This window comes from Streptomyces sp. NPDC050164, from assembly GCF_044459945.1.
GTDB lineage: Bacteria > Actinomycetota > Actinomycetes > Streptomycetales > Streptomycetaceae > Streptomyces > Streptomyces coeruleorubidus_A.
The window spans coordinates 41786-58037 of record NZ_JBITJK010000025.1 but is presented as its reverse complement, the minus strand read 5'-3'; the positions used below and the strand labels follow the sequence as shown (position 1 = coordinate 58037).

At 71.9% G+C, this 16252-nt stretch carries 14 protein-coding genes; 6 read left to right on the top strand and 8 right to left on the bottom strand.

Annotation, left to right across the window (positions count from 1 at the left end):
* Positions 1-67 precede the first annotated feature (67 nt).
* Together ACIBNA_RS28485 and ACIBNA_RS28480 are read right to left on the bottom strand one after the other, a co-directional pair.
* Positions 68-1858 carry an SMI1/KNR4 family protein gene (locus tag ACIBNA_RS28485; RefSeq protein ID WP_399168047.1) on the bottom strand — a complete coding sequence of 597 codons (1791 nt, stop codon included), beginning with the start codon at positions 1856-1858 and terminating at the stop codon, positions 68-70.
* Positions 1859-1908: 50 nt separating this feature from the next.
* Positions 1909-3909 carry a hypothetical protein gene (locus ACIBNA_RS28480; protein ID WP_399168046.1) on the bottom strand — a complete coding sequence of 667 codons (2001 nt, stop codon included), beginning with the start codon at positions 3907-3909 and terminating at the stop codon, positions 1909-1911.
* 111 nt (positions 3910-4020) lie between these two features.
* Between ACIBNA_RS28480 and argC the strand changes: the two genes are divergently transcribed.
* From argC to ACIBNA_RS28455, 5 genes are read left to right on the top strand one after another with little or no spacing between them, the layout of a single operon-like run.
* A complete protein-coding gene (argC, locus tag ACIBNA_RS28475; RefSeq protein ID WP_399168045.1) occupies positions 4021-5049 on the top strand; it encodes an N-acetyl-gamma-glutamyl-phosphate reductase in 1029 nt (342 codons plus the stop codon).
* A complete protein-coding gene (gene argJ, locus ACIBNA_RS28470) occupies positions 5046-6197 on the top strand; it encodes a bifunctional glutamate N-acetyltransferase/amino-acid acetyltransferase ArgJ (protein WP_399168044.1) in 1152 nt (383 codons plus the stop codon). The genes argC and argJ overlap by 4 nt, the downstream gene beginning before the upstream one ends.
* Positions 6194-7117: an acetylglutamate kinase gene (argB, locus tag ACIBNA_RS28465; protein WP_274815099.1), complete on the top strand. Its 924-nt coding sequence runs from the start codon at positions 6194-6196 to the stop codon at positions 7115-7117. The genes argJ and argB overlap by 4 nt, the downstream gene beginning before the upstream one ends.
* Positions 7114-8313 (top strand): acetylornithine transaminase, encoded by a 1200-nt coding sequence (locus ACIBNA_RS28460; protein ID WP_399168043.1) that lies wholly within the window; start codon positions 7114-7116, stop codon positions 8311-8313. Before argB ends, ACIBNA_RS28460 begins: the two co-directional genes overlap by 4 nt.
* Positions 8314-8320: 7 nt before the next feature.
* The gene (locus ACIBNA_RS28455; protein ID WP_399168042.1) at positions 8321-8866 is read left to right on the top strand and encodes an arginine repressor; all 546 of its coding nucleotides are present in this window, start codon (positions 8321-8323) and stop codon (positions 8864-8866) included.
* Between the two features lie 165 nt (positions 8867-9031).
* Here the strand turns inward: ACIBNA_RS28455 and ACIBNA_RS28450 are convergent, their stop codons facing one another.
* The 6 genes from ACIBNA_RS28450 to ACIBNA_RS28425 all read right to left on the bottom strand — a co-directional run bounded on the left by ACIBNA_RS28450 (position 9032) and on the right by ACIBNA_RS28425 (position 14810).
* A complete protein-coding gene (locus ACIBNA_RS28450) occupies positions 9032-9835 on the bottom strand; it encodes an FAD:protein FMN transferase (RefSeq protein ID WP_399168041.1) in 804 nt (267 codons plus the stop codon).
* Positions 9828-10886 carry an FMN-binding protein gene (locus ACIBNA_RS28445; RefSeq protein ID WP_399168040.1) on the bottom strand — a complete coding sequence of 353 codons (1059 nt, stop codon included), beginning with the start codon at positions 10884-10886 and terminating at the stop codon, positions 9828-9830. The genes ACIBNA_RS28450 and ACIBNA_RS28445 overlap by 8 nt, the downstream gene beginning before the upstream one ends.
* Positions 10887-10926: 40 nt before the next feature.
* A complete protein-coding gene (locus ACIBNA_RS28440; RefSeq protein WP_399168039.1) occupies positions 10927-12309 on the bottom strand; it encodes a ferric reductase-like transmembrane domain-containing protein in 1383 nt (460 codons plus the stop codon).
* 134 nt (positions 12310-12443) lie between these two features.
* On the bottom strand, positions 12444-13142 hold the full coding sequence (locus tag ACIBNA_RS28435; RefSeq protein ID WP_399168038.1) for a L,D-transpeptidase: 699 nt from the start codon (positions 13140-13142) through the stop codon (positions 12444-12446).
* A gap of 3 nt (positions 13143-13145) precedes the next feature.
* The gene (locus ACIBNA_RS28430) at positions 13146-13733 is read right to left on the bottom strand and encodes a pyridoxamine 5'-phosphate oxidase family protein (RefSeq protein ID WP_399168037.1); all 588 of its coding nucleotides are present in this window, start codon (positions 13731-13733) and stop codon (positions 13146-13148) included.
* A 129-nt stretch (positions 13734-13862) separates the two neighbouring features.
* Complete coding sequence (locus ACIBNA_RS28425; protein WP_399168036.1) at positions 13863-14810, bottom strand: hypothetical protein; 948 nt, start codon at positions 14808-14810, stop codon at positions 13863-13865.
* Positions 14811-15029: 219 nt separating this feature from the next.
* Between ACIBNA_RS28425 and ACIBNA_RS28420 the strand changes: the two genes are divergently transcribed.
* Complete coding sequence (locus ACIBNA_RS28420; RefSeq protein WP_399168035.1) at positions 15030-16226, top strand: argininosuccinate synthase; 1197 nt, start codon at positions 15030-15032, stop codon at positions 16224-16226.
* Positions 16227-16252: the final 26 nt, after the last annotated feature.

Here is a 16252-nt window from a genome sequence, read left to right as displayed (position 1 = left end):
GCTGTCCCGGCGGCAGCAGCCCGCGCCCGGTGAAGACCCGCTCGGCTGCCGAGGTGGCGTTGAGGGATCAGCCGTCGCCGCCGTGCTCCCAGGGCTCGAAGCCGGCGAACTCGACGGGGTCGTCGTCCTCGTCCAGCCCGCACAGGCCGGGCGTCACGAGCCTGCCCCGCTGCCAGGCGAGGAGCGTGTCCATCAGACCGCCCTCCAGCGCGGGACCCTGGTCCGCGTGCCGGGGCCAGAAGATCAGCGGCCAGGCATCGGGATCCTCGCCCTGCGTCAGCCAGCCCAGGTGGTCGCCGTCGATGGAGTCGGCGAAGGGCAGGAACCCGTCGGACTCGGGCCACGTGCTCAGCGGATACCAGTCCGGTGACCCCTCCTTCAGATCCTCGTACGCCTCCAGGGTCTCCTCGACGTACGCCATGAACCGCGGCGCGGCCGTCCGAAGCGGCGCAGGGAAGCGCAGCCACCCGCTCCAGCAGCCGGCGCCGTACACCTCCATCAGCCGCACATACTCCCGCGGCAGCCGCGAGCCCAGCGTGTCGAACAGCTGCTCCCAGGTGCCGTCGCCGAGATGCGGCCGTTCGGGCGGCGGGGTCAGCAGGCGCAGGGCGTCGAGGCCGGTGCCGGTCTCCAGCGCGACGCGACGCTCGGCCTCGGTGAGACGGGGCTCGACCGGGACGGGCGCAGTCCATGGCTGGGCGGCGTCCAGGAAGGCGGTGCGGGCGACGGTGCCGGGCAGGTGCAGCAGTGGGCCGGGTGGGGACGGGGAGTCCCAGGTCTCGCGGACGGTGTGGCGCAGATAGGCGGTGAGGGTGAGGTCGTACCGGTGCCAGTCCCGCAGCCCGCTGCCGGGTATCGCGCCGGTGTGCCGCACGACCACCGTCCACGCCTCGGGGTCGTCCGACACCGAGGTGTCCCAGAACAGCATGTCGCCGCCGCGGCTCGCGCCCCAGGCCAGCAGTCCTCCCGGCTCGGGGTGCACCCGCGGCCGCTCCTCCTCCGGCAGCATGCGCACCTGCTTGCGTGCCTGCCGGTGCGTCTCGCGCAGCCAGTCGCCGTAGTCGAACCGTCCGTCGACGCACGGCACATGGATCCAGAGGAACTCACCGAAGTCGACCGGCCCGCACAGGTCCGCGAGTTGCTTGTAGTCACTCGGCAGACCTGCCCCGAGCCACTCCTCGACGGCCGCCCAGTCGACAGGGACGGGGACCGGCGGACGCCGGGTGGAGGGGCTGGTGAAGGCCAGGATGCCGGGGTCCACCTCCTCCCAGAGCAGGTCACGTGAGCCGGCGGTCACCGTGGCGACGCAGGGCCGCTCCGTGCCGCCGCGCGCGGCGTGACGCGTCAGGGCGGGCGAGCCGGCGGTGAGCGCCCGGGCCGTGTCCGCGAGCATCTCCGTCACCGAGTCCCACAGAGGCACTTCCAGGCCCCACTCCTCGTGGTTCCAGAGGAGGACGGCCCCGTGCGCCGGGCCCGGCCGCAGGTCGACGAGGAGGTGGTCGCCGCCCGGGCTGCCGGCGATCGGCAGGAGACCCGGAAGGTACTCCGCCGCGTCGGCGAGCGGGCCGGGGTGCGCGGCCTCGTCGCGGGCGACCAGCACGAGGACGTTCCTGGCCTCCATCGCCTCGTCCAGGTCGAGCGGAGCGAACTCGACAGGGATCCAGAAAGCCGCGTCCACGTCGTCGAGCCGCCACCAGGCCCGCAGGTCCACCGGCATCGCCAGTCCCAGCTCGGCCTCCGCCGCGAGGAGCCGTTCCGTGTCCGCCGCTGCGCGGCTCGGCCCCCGCTGCGTGTGCTCCCGCAGCCATGCGGCGATACCGCCCCACGAGTCCCGCACGGCGTCTTCCGTGTCGTTCATAGCGGAAGTCTCCCGTGCGGACGATCACCGCACGGAAGCGGGGGGAGCGCTCAGCCGGCCGCGGCGAGCAGTTCGGCGACCACGGCCCGGACCGACTCGTCCGTCTCGAAGCCACGCCAGCCCGAGAAGTAGAACAGACGCCGGTCGATATCCGGGACCCCGCGCAGCAGCCGGGCGGCGGGCCGGGCCGCGGGGCCGATCCGGGCCAGGTAACGCACCGCGGGGAGCATGACCGGCAGATAGTGGCCCTCGGCCAGTCCTCGGACCGCCGTCAACAGGGCCCGGACGGGGATATCGGTCTCGCCGGTCGCGGCCCACAGGGCGTGCGCAGCCTCGACGCTCGTCCAGTCGTCCTCGCTTCGGGCCAGTGCCCGGAGGCGGTCCGCGAGGCCGGCGGCGTGCGGGCCGAGGTCGGCCAGTTTGCGCAGGTCGGGGTGGTGGGCGGCGGGGCCCAGCACTTTCAGGGCTTGCTCCGGGTCGCCTCCCGTCCGCCAGTGGGCCCACGCGGCAAGCGGGGCATGAGCATCGCCCACCGCCGACCGCGCGAGCAGGAGTTCCCGCGCCCCGGCATCCTCGACCCCGATCCCGCCCAGGGCCGTCGCCGCCGCGGCCCATCCGGCGTCGTGCTCCAGCAACGGCACCAGCCGGGCTACGGCCGCCCGCGCACCGGGGCCCCATCCGGCGAGCACCTCGCACAGGCGGATCAGCTCTCGTTCGTCACTGGTGGCGTTGATCCGGTCGCACACCGCCGGGAGCAGCGGCCCCGTGTGGTCCGGAAGGAGCGCGAGCACCTCGTACAGGGCGGGCAGGACGGGAAAGTGGTGGTCACCGGCGGAGTGGATGCCGTACTTCGAGAAGGTGGACGGCGCCCCGGCCAGGCGCTCGACCAGGCCCGGCACACACCGCTCGTCGTTCATCCGGGCCAGCGCCCACAGCGCCGCGTCGGCGACGGTCTCGCCGTTGTGGGCGCTGCCGCTGCCGCTGTCGTCCAGGAGTGCGGCGACCGCGTCGGCGTGGGCGGCGGCCGCCGGTCCGAGGCAGGCCAGCAGCTCGGTCGCCCGGAAACGGACCTCGGGGTTCGGGTCGTCCAGACGTGCGGCGACGGCGGGCAGCAGGCCGTCGACCGGCGAGTGCCGGCGGCGCAGAACCTCGGCCGCCTGGGCCAGGGCGCCGATCCGCTGCTCGTCGTCGATGAGGGTCCCCCCGGTCGAGTCCCGTCGAGACCGGGGGAGGTCGGCGAGCAGGCCGAGGACGTACGAGGTGTGCGAGGCGGGGGAATCGGCGAACAGCGTGCCGGCCCGGTACTGGACGGCCTGCACGCCACCCTCCACGGCACTGGTGTGCCGCCACACCTCCGCGCCGGGGTCCCGGACGGCGTCCAGCACAAGATCCATGCTGCGCTCGGCGAGCCCCGGGCAGCCGGCCGCCAGTGCGTGCACCGCCGCCAGGCGCAGCTGCGGCTCCCGGTCGTCCAGCAGCTCACGCAGCAGTGCGAGGGCCTCTGCGGCCAGGGGACCGGCAGGCTCCCGCCGGCCCGCCGAGCCGAGGGCGACGACCAGGTCGAGGCGGGTCGCGAGGTCGGACTCCGTCCGCCAGCGGTCCAGCAGGGCGGGCAGGATCAGCTCTCCGGGGCTCGCGCAGTCGGCGAGGATGTCGGCCGCCGCCCGCCGGATCTCCGCCTCGGGGGCGGCGAGCAGGGCGAGCACCTCGGGCACGGCCTGATCCCAAGCCGGCGCCCAGGCCGGGGCCAGGAACTTCCCGGCGACCCGTCCGGCCTCCGCCGCCAGCACGGAGACGAGGTCGAGCACCGTACGCCGGCACGGCACTTCCGCTCGCGCTCCCAGGCGCAACAGAAACGGCAGCGCGGCCGGGGCGGCCGGGCAGATCCAGCCGCCCTGATGGAAGAGCAGGTTGAACAGGTCGTCCGCCGCGTCTTGCGCGTCCATCGCGTCCGGTCCCGCACAGCGGCGCAGCAGAGCGGGGACGTCCTGCGCCGTCCCGTAGCTGTGCTCCAGCCCCGCCCAGTGGACCGCGTCGAGTCCCTCCCACATGTGCGGGACCCTACTACCGCCATGATCGACAGTCCCTGTGCATACCCACTCACCGAGATTGCATAAACGTGCATGGAAACGTATAGTCATGCCGTCTAGGAGGAGGATTCCATGGCGGTACGTGCGGCAGTGGCCGGAGCGAGTGGATACGCGGGCGGGGAACTGCTGCGTCTGCTCCTGGCGCACCCCGAGGTCGAAATCGGCGCCCTGACCGGCAACTCCAACGCGGGGCTAAGGCTCGGTGCGCTCCAGCCGCACCTGCTGCCCCTGGCCGGGCGAGTGCTCCAGGAGACCACACCCGAGGTCCTCGCCGGGCACGACGTCGTGTTCCTCGCACTGCCCCACGGGCAGTCCGCCGCCGTCGCCGAAAAGCTCGGGCCGGACGTGCTGGGGATCGACATGGGGGCCGACTTCCGGCTGACGGACGCCGCCGCCTGGGAGCGGTTCTACGGTTCCCAGCACGCCGGAACCTGGCCCTACGGCCTTCCCGAACTGCCGGGCGCCCGCGCCGCGCTGGAGGGGTCCAAGCGCGTCGCGGTGCCCGGCTGCTACCCCACGGCCGTGTCGCTCGCGCTCTTCCCGGCGTACTCCGGCGGGCTCGCCGAGCCCGAGGCCGTGATCGTCGCCGCGTCCGGCACCTCCGGCGCGGGCAAGGCACCCAAGCCGCACCTGCTGGGCAGTGAGGTCATGGGCTCGATGTCCCCGTACGGCGTCGGCGGCGGGCACCGGCACACCCCCGAGATCACCCAGAACCTCAGCGCGGCCGCCGGCGAGCCGGTCTCCGTCTCCTTCACGCCGACCCTCGCGCCGATGCCCCGCGGCATCCTCGCCACGTGCAGCGCGAAGGCGAAGGACGGGGTCACCGCCGACTCGCTGCGCGCCGCCTACGAGAAGGCCTTCGCAGACGAGCCCTTCGTGCACCTGCTGCCCGAGGGACAGTGGCCCGCCACGGCGTCCGTCTACGGTTCGAACGCCGTTCAGGTGCAGGTCGCGTACGACGCGGCCGCCGGACGGATCATCGTGATCAGCGCCATCGACAACCTCACCAAGGGCACCGCCGGCGGTGCCGTCCAGAGCATGAACATCGCCCTGGGGCTCGACGAGACCACCGGACTGACGACGATCGGAGTTGCGCCGTGAGTGTGACGGCAGCGAAGGGATTCACGGCGGCGGGCATCGCCGCCGGGATCAAGGAGAACGGCAACCCCGACCTGGCCCTGGTGGTCAACACCGGGCCCCGCCGCGCCGCCGCCGGCGTCTTCACCTCCAACCGTGTGAAGGCCGCACCGGTCCTGTGGTCCGAGCAGGTACTCAAGAGCGGTCAGGTCTCCGCCGTCGTCCTCAACTCCGGCGGCGCCAACGCCTGCACGGGCCCGAATGGCTTCCAGGACACCCATGCGACGGCCGAGAAGGTCGCCGAGGTCCTCGGGCGGGGCGCCATCGAGGTCGCCGTCTGCTCGACCGGCCTCATCGGCGTCCTGCTGCCGATGGACAAGCTGCTGCCGGGCGTGGAGAAGGCAGCCGCGTCCCTGAGCGAGCACGGTGGCGAGAAGGCCGCCATCGCCATCAAGACCACCGACACCGTCCACAAGACGTCCGTCGTGACCAAGGGCGGCTGGACCGTCGGCGGCATGGCCAAGGGCGCGGGCATGCTCGCCCCCGGCCTCGCCACCATGCTCGTCGTCCTCACCACCGACGCCGACCTGGAGAGTGACGTCCTGGACAAGGCCCTGCGGGCGGCCACCCGGACGACCTTCGACCGGGTCGACTCCGACGGCTGCATGTCCACCAACGACACCGTGCTGCTGCTCGCCTCCGGCTCGGCCGAAGTCACCCCGGAGTACGCCGAGTTCGCCGAGGCCGTCCGGCAGGTCTGCGACGACCTCGGTCAGCAGCTGATCCGGGACGCCGAGGGCGCCAGCAAGGACATCAAGGTCGAGGTGATCAACGCCGCGAGCGAGGACGACGCCGTCGAGGTGGGCCGCTCCATCGCCCGCAACAACCTCCTCAAGTGCGCCATCCACGGCGAGGACCCCAACTGGGGCCGGGTGCTCTCCGCGATCGGCACCACGCAGGCCGCCTTCGAGCCCGACCGGCTCAACGTCGCCATCAACGGTGTCTGGGTGTGCAAGAACGGCGGCGTCGGCGAGGACCGCGACAAGGTCGACATGCGCTACCGGGAGGTGCACATCGTGGCCGACCTCGCCGCCGGCTCCGAGACCGCCACCATCTGGACCAACGACCTCACCGCGGACTACGTCCACGAGAACAGCGCGTACTCGTCGTGAGCACTACCCGCAAACACACCGCCCTGCCCAAGGCCCAGATCCTCATCGAGGCGCTGCCCTGGCTGGTCCGGCACAACGGCAAGACGGTCGTCATCAAGTTCGGCGGCAACGCCATGGTCGACGAGGACCTGAAGGCCGCCTTCGCCCAGGACGTGGTGTTCCTGCACCACGCCGGCCTCAAGCCCGTCGTCGTGCACGGCGGCGGCCCGCAGATCAGCGCCGCCCTCGACCAGCACGGCATCGTCAGCGAGTTCAAGGCGGGCCTGAGGGTGACCACCGAGGACGCCATGGACGTCGTACGGATGGTGCTGGCCGGCCAGGTGCAGCGCGAGCTGGTCGGGCTGCTCAACCAGCACGGCCCGCTCGCCGTCGGCCTGACGGGCGAGGACGCGCACACCATCACCGCCACCAAGCACCAGCCCGAGATCGACGGCGAACTCGTCGACATCGGGCGGGTGGGCGAGATCACCGCGATCGACACGGGCGCGATCGAGGCCCTGCTCGCCGACGGCCGCATCCCGGTCGTCTCCTCTATCGCCCGCTCCCAGGACGACGGACATGTCTACAACGTCAATGCTGATACGGCGGCTGCGGCACTCGCTGCTGCACTGGGCGCCGAAACCCTCATGGTCCTCACGGACGTCGAGGGACTGTACGAGGACTGGCCGAACAGCGACGAGGTGATCAGCCGCCTCACCGCCTCCGAGCTGGAGCGGCTGCTGCCGGATCTGTCCTCCGGCATGGTGCCGAAGATGGAGGGCTGCCTGCACGCCGTACGGGGCGGCGTCACCACCGCCCGGGTCATCGACGGCCGGGTCCAGCACTCGATCCTGCTGGAGATCTTCACCGACGAGGGGATCGGCACGATGGTCGTGGCCGACGAGAAGCCCGAGGGACCGGGCGAACAGGGGGAGTCGTGAGCAACCAGGAACTGACCGCGCGGTGGCAGGGCGCGATCATGAACAACTACGGCACCCCGCGGCTCCCGCTCGTCCGCGGCGAGGGCACCAAGCTGTGGGACGCCGACGGCAGGCAGTACCTGGACTTCGTCGGCGGCATCGCGGTCAACGCGCTCGGCCACGCCCACCCGGCCGTCGTCGAGGCCGTGAGCCGGCAGATCGCCTCCCTCGGCCATGTCTCCAACCTGTTCGTCGCCGAGCCGCCGGTCGCGCTCGCCGAACGGCTGCTCCAGCTCTTCGGCCGCGACGGCAAGGTCTACTTCTGCAACTCCGGCGCCGAGGCGAACGAGGGCGCCTTCAAGATGGGCCGGCTCACCGGGCGGACCCACATGGTCGCGACCCAGGGCGGCTTCCACGGCCGCACCATGGGCGCCCTCGCGCTCACCGGCCAGCCCGGCAAGCAGGAACCCTTCCTGCCGCTGCCGGGCGACGTCACGCACGTTCCGTACGGCGACGCGCAGGCACTGGCCGCCGCGGTGACGCAGGAGACGGCCCTCGTCGTCATCGAACCGGTCCAGGGCGAGAACGGGGCCGTGGTCCCGCCCGCCGGCTACCTCAAGGCCGCCCGGGCCATCACCGCCGCCACCGGCGCGCTGCTCGTCCTCGACGAGGTGCAGACCGGCGTCGGCCGGACGGGTCACTGGTTCGAGTACCAGGCCCACGAGGGCGTGCTGCCCGACGTCGTCACTCTCGCCAAGGGCCTCGGCGGCGGACTGCCGCTGGGCGCGACCGTCGCCTTCGGACGCGCCGCCGAGCTGCTCCAGCCCGGCCACCACGGCACGACCTTCGGCGGCAACCCTGTCGCCTGCGCCGCCGGGCTCGCCGTCCTCGACACCATCGAGAACGAGGGGTTGCTGCAGAACGTCAAGCGGCAGAGCGAGAAGTTGCGGGACGGTATCGAGGGCCTCGGTCACGACTTGATCGATTTCGTCCGGGGCGCGGGTCTCCTCCTGGGTATCGTGCTCACCGAGCCGCTCGCGCCCCAGGTGCAGCAGGCGGCTCAGGACGCCGGCCTCCTGGTGAACGCGCCCGCTCCCGATGTCGTACGGCTCATGCCGCCGCTGAACATCGCCGACGACGAGGTGGACGCCTTCCTCCGGGCGTTGCCCGGCGTCCTCGACGCAAGTGCCGACGGGGACGGACGATCCGGGGAATGAGACGACGATGAGCCAGGCGCAGGACCACGAGCAGCCGGGGGCGAACGGGCCCGCCGTGCCGCAGACCCGCACCGCACGCCACCGCCGGATCGTGGACATCCTCAACCGGCAGCCGGTGCGGTCGCAGAGCCAGCTGGCGAAGCTGCTCGCCGACGACGGGCTGAGCGTCACACAGGCGACGCTCTCCCGGGACCTGGACGAGCTGAACGCGGTGAAGATCCGCAACTCCGACGGCGACCTGATCTACGCGGTGCCGAGCGAGGGCGGTTTCCGCACGCCGCGCGCTCCGCTGGGCGGGTCGGCGAAGGAGGATCGGATGCGGCGGCTGTCGCAGGAGCTGCTGATCTCCGCGGAGGCTTCGGCGAATCTCGTGGTCCTGCGGACCCCTCCGGGGGCTGCGCAGTTCCTGGCGTCGGCGATCGACCAGGCCGAGCTGCACGACATTCTCGGGACCATCGCGGGTGACGACACGTTGCTGTTGATCAGCCGGAACCCTGACGGGGGGCAGGCGCTGGCCGACCATTTGCTGAGGTTGGCGCAGAACGGGCATTGAGCGCCGTGTTCGGGTGCGGGTGAGCCGTGGCTGGTCGCGCAGTTCCCCGCGCCCCTGAGTCACTTGGCCGCGGGCATTCGTGCCGCTGAGGGCGGCACCCGTCCCAAAGAGGGAGCGGCACCCCACAGGCGCGGGTTGAGCGACCGCCCCGTCCCCAGCCCCAACTCACCCCAGTCGCGCGGCCAACCCCCCGGTACAGCGCACCTCATCGCCAGCGGTAATCAGCAGCGCCTCAACACCCGGCAGCGACTCGAGCCACGCCAGCCCCTCCCGCGACCCCATCGCAAACGCCGCCGTGGCCCAGCAGTCCGCCCACGTCAGCCGAGGCCCCACCACGGTCACTGCGACCAGGTCGGTCACGGCCGAACGCCCCGTACGCGGGTCGACGATATGCGCGCCCCGCTCGGCGGTCCCGGACGTGGCCACGGCCAGCTCATCCACCCCGGCCGCGGAGATCACCGCCGCGAGACCTCCCGGCCGCAGGGGATCCGAGATCCCGACCCGCCAGGGCCGCTGCGAGCCCGGGACCCCGAGCAACTGCACATCGCCGCCGCCGTTGACGCTGACCCCGCTCACCCCGGGCACCGCGGCCAACCGCCGCGCCGCCCGCTCGACCGACCAGCCCTTCACGATGCCGGTCGGATCGAGGCGGCCCCCGTACGACGTGCTGAACCAGCCGTCACTCAGCCGCTCCGCCTCGGCCGCCAGTTCCAGGACCTCGGCGACCTCCGGATCACACTCCTCGACCGTCAGCTCACCGCGGTGCAACCGGGAGATCTGGCTGTCCTCGCGGTAGGTGCTGAACACCTCGTCGACCCGGTGCAGCCCGGCGACGGCCTCGTCGACCGCCGCGCGCACGGCGCCGGGTTCCCCGCCGCGGACGTCGAAGGAGAAGACGGTCCCCATCGTCTCCTGCGCATGACGTACCGCGGCGGGAGCCTGTGCGGAGTCGGCCACCGTGTCAGCCACCGGCCTGGTCCAGCGCCGACTGGAGGGACTGCTTGTAGCCGGCGCTGGTGTAGGTGGCGCCCGAGACGGCGTCGATCTGTGCGTTGCCGGCCGCGACCGCCGCTTGGTTGAGGCGGGGGACGGAGCTGGCGGTGATCTGGTCGCTGCGGCCGCCCTTGGGGGCCTGGACGGCTTCGGCGTTGGTGATTTTCCCGCCGGCGACGGTGATACGGACCTGGACCGGGCCGTACTGCGTCTGCGTCACGCTGCCGGTGAGCGTCTGAGTCTGGGCCTGGCCGCCCCCGGAGCCGGCGGCCTGGGAGGAGCCGCCCCCGGCCGGAGCCTTGTCCAGGGCGGACTGGAGCGACTTCTTGTAGCCCGCGCTGGTGTACGTGGCGCCCGAGACCGCGTCGATCTCGGCGCTCCCCGCCGCGACGGCCGCCTGGTTGAGGCGGGGGACGGAGCTGGCGGTGATCTGGTCGCTGCGGCCGCCCTTGGGGGCCTGGACGGCTTCGGCGTTGGTGATTTTCCCGCCGGCGACGGTGATACGGACCTGGACCGGGCCGTACTGCGTCTGCGCGACATCGCCGGCCACGGTCTGGGCGTTGCCCGAGCCCTGCGCGCCGCCGGCCGAGGCCTTGGCCCTGTCCAGGGCCGACTGGAGGGACTTCTTGTAGCCGGCGCTGGTGTACGTCGCCCCGGACACGGCGTCGATGTCCGCGCTCTGGGCGGCGACGGCCGCCTGGTTGAGGCGGGGGACGGAGCTGGCGGTGATCTGGTCGCTGCGGCCGCCCTTGGGGGCCTGGACCGCCTCGGCCTGAGTGATCTTGCCGCCGCTCATGGTCAGGCGCACCTGCACCGCGCCGTACTGCGTCTGCGCCGCGTCACCGGTGACCGCGCCGTTCACGCCGCCCTGCGGGGCCTGCCCGGCGGCCGCGGGCGGGAGCTGCCCGCCCGCGGCCTGGGCGGAGCCCGGGTCGGAGGCCGGCTTCAGTGACAGCAGCAGCACGATCCCGGAGACGGTGGCTGCGCCGGCGAGCACGGCACGCCGGACGGGGTGAGACTTCCTCATCGTTTCTCAAGCTCCTGAAGGGCCGTTGATGTCCCGTCGCTCACATCTCGAACGACTCGTGATGGATGCGGCGGGCGGGGACTCCCGCGCCGCGCAGTGCCTCGTACACCGACTGCGCGAAGCCGGGCGGCCCGCACATGAAGACGTCGTGGTCGTCGATGTCCGGGATCTTCCGCCGGAGGGACTCCGCGGAGATGTCGGGGCGTTCCCCGTCGGGGCTGTTGACCGCGTACATCAGCCGGGCACCGCGCTCGTCGGCGATCTTGGCGAGCTCGCCCCACAGGGCCAGGTCCTGGGTGCTGTTGGCCCGGTAGAGCAGCGTGATGTCGCCGGACGCGCCCGGCAGGGTTTCGAACAGGGCCCGCATCGGGGTGATGCCGACACCGCCCGCGACCAGCAGTACCTTGCCGCGACTGCGGCGCTGCGCGGTCATCGCGCCGTACGGGCCCTCCGCCCACACCTTGGTGCCGGGCTTGAGCTCGCGCAGCCGGGAGGTGTGGTCACCGATCGCCTTGACGGTGATCCGCAGCATGTCCGGGCGGGGCGCAGCCGACAGCGAGTACGGGTGCGAACTGAAGCGCATGCCGGGCGCCTTGAACCGCCAGCGGAAGAACTGGCCCGCCTCCGCGCCCATCCGGTGCAGCTTGCGCCCGCCGATCAGCACGGACACGATGCCCGGGGTCTCCTCGATGACCGCCTCGACCCGCATCCGGTGCCGCAGGTTCAGCCGGATCGGGGTGAGGATCCGGAACCAGAGGACGAGCGCGGTCACCGCGCCGTACAGCCCGTACCAGAAGGTCTTGGCGGCGGGCTCGACGGCGAACTCGTTGCCGGCCGCGATCTGGTGCCAGAACGTCAGGTACACCGCCGCGTAGGTGAGCAGGTGCACGTGGTACCAGGTGTCGTACCCGATCAGCCGGCGCACCCCGCCGATCGAGAGGATCCCGATGACGAACAGCAGGCCCGTGCCGATGGCGGCCTTGCCCATGTCCGGCAACTGGTTGATGGAGTCGGTCGTCTGCTGGACGATGGCGCCGAGCCCCTTGCCCGCCTGCAGGGCGTAGCCCCACATGGTGAGGAAGACGTGGGCGAGGACCAGGCAGAGCGTGTAGCGGCCGGTCATGGCGTGCCAGCGGGCGACCCGGTCGGTGCCCACCCGCCGCTCCAGCGCCGGCACCCGGGCCATCTGGAGCACCACCAGCGCCATGAGGTAGCCGGCGAGCAGGCCGGTGATCCGGCCCGCGGCCAGGATCTTGCTCGTGGTGTCCGCGAGGGACGGTGTGTTGTCCCACCACAGCCACAGCACGGCCGCCGCACCCGCCCACAGGGCGATCAGCAGCGGTACGGCCGGGGAGCGGCGCGGGCGGATGCGGCGCATCGTCTGGCGGCGGGCGGCACGGCCGCCTGCGAGCGTGGTGGTCACGGTTCCTCCGTGGGGACTTGACCCTTGGCCCACAGATACGTGCCGGGACACGGGAGTGTTCAGCCGTGCACCGAGTCGTGTGCACGGGAGTGACCGGCGGTAACCCGGAGAACTGCCGGGGCGGCCTCCCGGCGCTAGTAGCGGGTGACGGCGGTGGCCCCGCCCGCCGTCCCGACGGCGATGTGGGGACGCTTCGCCGGGTCGGCCCAGGTGAGGATCGTCCGCATCGCGCCCTGCGGCACGGAGACGCAACCGGCCGTCGCCCCACGCCCGTCGACATGGAGAAAAATGCCCGCGCCGCGTCCCCGCACCGGACGCTCGTAGTTGAAGCCGATGACGAGCGCGTGCGCGTACCGCGCGCCGTAGGTGATCAGGTGCTCGGACTCGGCGGCCCGGCAGTCGGCCGCGCGGGGCTCGGTCCAGCGGTTGTAGGAGCGGGAGTCGTTGTCCTGGCACCACCAGGAGTCCCGGTGCACCCGGCGGTACTTGTACGCCGTCCCGCGCGGCGGCGCCTTGATGCCGAAGGCGTACGGCAGGCCGTAAAGACCCGTGGGTGTGGTGTTCGTGCCCTGCTTGCGGGACGCTCCCTCGACCAGCCCGTTCGCTCCGAAGCGCGCGGGCGCGGAACCCGTCCGCACCCACCGCCCGTCCCTGAGGTCCCACCAGGTGACCGTGCCCGTCGTCGAGGCGGTCCCCGGGGCCACCGCGGTGATCAGCTGGGTGCCGCCGCCGGTGTCCGCCATCCGGGCCGGCAGCGCAGGCGAGGGGGCGGGCGGCCCGGCGCCGAGCACGACGAGGCAGGAGACGGCGAGGGCGACGGCACCGGGGCGCATGCCTCAGACCGTAGAGGGAGGCAGTGGCAACGGCAGCCCGGGTAGTCCGTCCAGGCTCGTCGCGATGTGCTCCTTCTTGGTGAAGTAGGCGCTGAGCGACGCGTCGTCCTCGCGAGCGAAACGCTTGCCGTGCAGGTCGCGGTCCGCCTCGTACGCCATGAAGGGCACGGCGTAGCCGCAGGTGTCGCGGACGAGTTCGGCCGTGACGACGATGATCGCGCGCAGTCCGTGCTGTGCCGGGTCGATGTCTGGGAAGTGGCCGAGCAGTTCCATGAAACGGGGGTCGTCGCGGAAGACCGGCTCACCGCGGCCGTGCACACGGACGATGTTCGGCGGGCTCTGGAAGGCGCACCACATCAGGGTGATCCGCCCGTTCTCCCGCAGATGGGCGATGGTCTCGGCGTTGGAGCCGGCGAAGTCGAGGTAGGCCACGGTGCGGTCGTCGAGCACCGCGAAGGAGCCCTTGAGGCCCTTGGGGGAGAGGTTGACCGTGCCGTCGGCGGACAGGGGAGCGGTGGCAGTGAAGAAGACCGGCTGCGCCTCGATGAACGAGCGGAGCCGGCCTTCTATGCATGCATAAGTCTTTCCCATGTCTAAAGATTATGGGCGAAGATCGAGTGCCTAAGGAATTCCGGTCACCTCTGCCGGACCCCGCCCCCGGGCGTCTGCCGTGGCCGCCCCGGCCGGCGCTCACGCGGGGCGGCCACAGCGCCTGTCACCTCACTTGGTGAGCGTGCAGGCGGCCAGGGAGTCCAGGCCCGCCGGACGCTCGGCCGTGCGGCCGATGGCGGTGGCGATGCGGTTGATCGCGGCGACGCGCTTGTCCTCCAGCGGGCCGAGGATGGCGTTCTGGACGAAGTTGGGTCCGCCCTGGCCGACGGTGTCGACGAGGCGCTTGTTGGCCTCCTCGATCTGGGTGTCCAGCTGGCCGAGATTGCGGTCGACCTCGGCCTGGGCGGAGGCCGGGATCGCCGGCAGCTCGGAGGCGACGTCCGGGCAGGTGATCGTGCCGGCGCCCGCGTTCCCCGCCTCGCCCGCACCCGCGCCCGCGTCCTGTCCGGCGCCCGCACCGGCTTCCTCGCCCGCGCCCGCTTCGGCGCCCGCACCGGCCTCGGCACCCGATCCTGCCTCGGCACCGGCACCGGCACCGGCACCGGCACCGGCCTCCGCACCGGCGCCCGCCTCCTCTCCACCCGCAGCCTCGCCCGCTCCGGCGCCGCCGTCGGCGTTGAGCTGGCAGGCGGCGAAGGTCTCCAGCCCCTCCGGCTTCTCGGCCGCACGCCCGATGGCGGTCTCGATGCGGTTCAGGGCGGCGACGCGCTTGTCCTCCAGGGGGCCGAGGATGGCGTTCTGGACGAAGTTGGGTCCGCCCTGGCCGACGGTGTCGACGAGGCGCTTGTTGGCCTCCTCGATCTGGGTGTTCAGCTGGGCGAGGTTGCGGTCGACCTCCGCCTGCGCCGAGGCGGGGATCGCCGGCAGCTGGCCGGTGACGTCCGGGCACGTGATGGTGCCGGGGCCCGCCAGTGTCCGGGCGTTGGTCCCGCCGCTGTCAGGCGTCTCCCCGGCGAGGGCGAAGCCGGCGATCACCGTGCCGGACAGTGCCACCGCGGCGGCGCCGCCGATGAAGCCGACGCGACGCTTGTTGTACTTCGGAAGAGCCCTGGACATGCGGATGCCTCACTAGGGGGTCGGGGGTGTCGTCGGTGTCAAAACGCGGCGCCTGCGTTCGGCGAGAGGTACGGGTAAGCGGTTGCGCGCGTTCAAAGGATCTTCAAAGTCATCTCGGTATGGCCGGAATGGGGCCCTCGATCCGAGGTGCATTGACGAATCATGCGGAGGTCTGCATAATCATGCAGGTCAGTGATCGCAGTGTGAGGGGAAGAACCCGTGACCGAGCGCGTCGTACTCGCCTACTCCGGCGGTCTTGACACCTCCGTCGCCATCGGCTGGATCGCCGAGGAGACGGGCGCCGAGGTCATCGCGGTCGCGGTGGACGTCGGCCAGGGCGGCGAGGATCTGGACGTCATCCGCAAGCGCGCCCTCGCGTGCGGCGCGGTGGAGGCCGAAGTGGCCGACGCCAAGGGCGAGTTCGCCGAGGAGTACTGTCTCCCGGCGATCAAGGCCAACGCCCTCTACATGGACCGCTACCCGCTGGTCTCCGCCCTGTCCCGGCCGGCGATCGTCAAGCACCTCGTCGCCGCCGCCCGGAAGCACGGCGCCTCGACCGTCGCCCACGGCTGCACCGGCAAGGGCAACGACCAGGTCCGCTTCGAGGCCGGCATCGCCGCCCTCGCCCCCGACCTGAAGTGCATCGCCCCGGTCCGTGACTACGCCATGACCCGCGACAAGGCCATCGCCTTCTGCGAGGACAAGGGCCTGCCGATCGCGACCACGAAGAAGTCGCCGTACTCCATCGACCAGAACGTCTTCGGCCGCGCCATCGAGACCGGCTTCCTCGAGGACATCTGGAACGCGCCGGTCGAGGACATCTACGAGTACACGCAGAACCCGGCGGTCGCCCGCGAGCCCGACGAGGTGGTCGTCTCCTTCAAGGAGGGCGCCCCGGTCGCCATCGACGGCAAGCCCGTCACCGTGCTCCAGGCCGTCCAGCAGCTCAACGAGCGCGCCGGAGCCCAGGGCATCGGCCGGATCGACATGGTCGAGGACCGCCTCGTCGGCATCAAGTCGCGTGAGGTGTACGAGGCTCCCGGAGCGATCGCCCTGATCACCGCCCACCAGGAGCTGGAGAACGTCACCGTCGAGCGCGAACTCGCCCGCTACAAGCGGGGCGTCGAGCAGCGCTGGAGCGAGCTGGTCTACGACGGCCTGTGGTTCTCCCCGCTCAAGCGCGCCCTGGACGGCTTCGTCGACGAGGCCAACCTGCACGTCACCGGCGACATCCGCATGACCCTGCACGGCGGCCGCGCGGTCGTCACCGGCCGGCGCTCGGAGCAGTCGCTGTACGACTTCAACCTCGCGACCTACGACACGGGCGACACCTTCGACCAGTCCGCCGCCAAGGGCTTCATCGACATCTACAGCCTGTCGTCGAAGATCGCGGCGCAGCGTCACCTGCGGGCGTAGCCCGACGGGAACCGGGCGTAGGCATA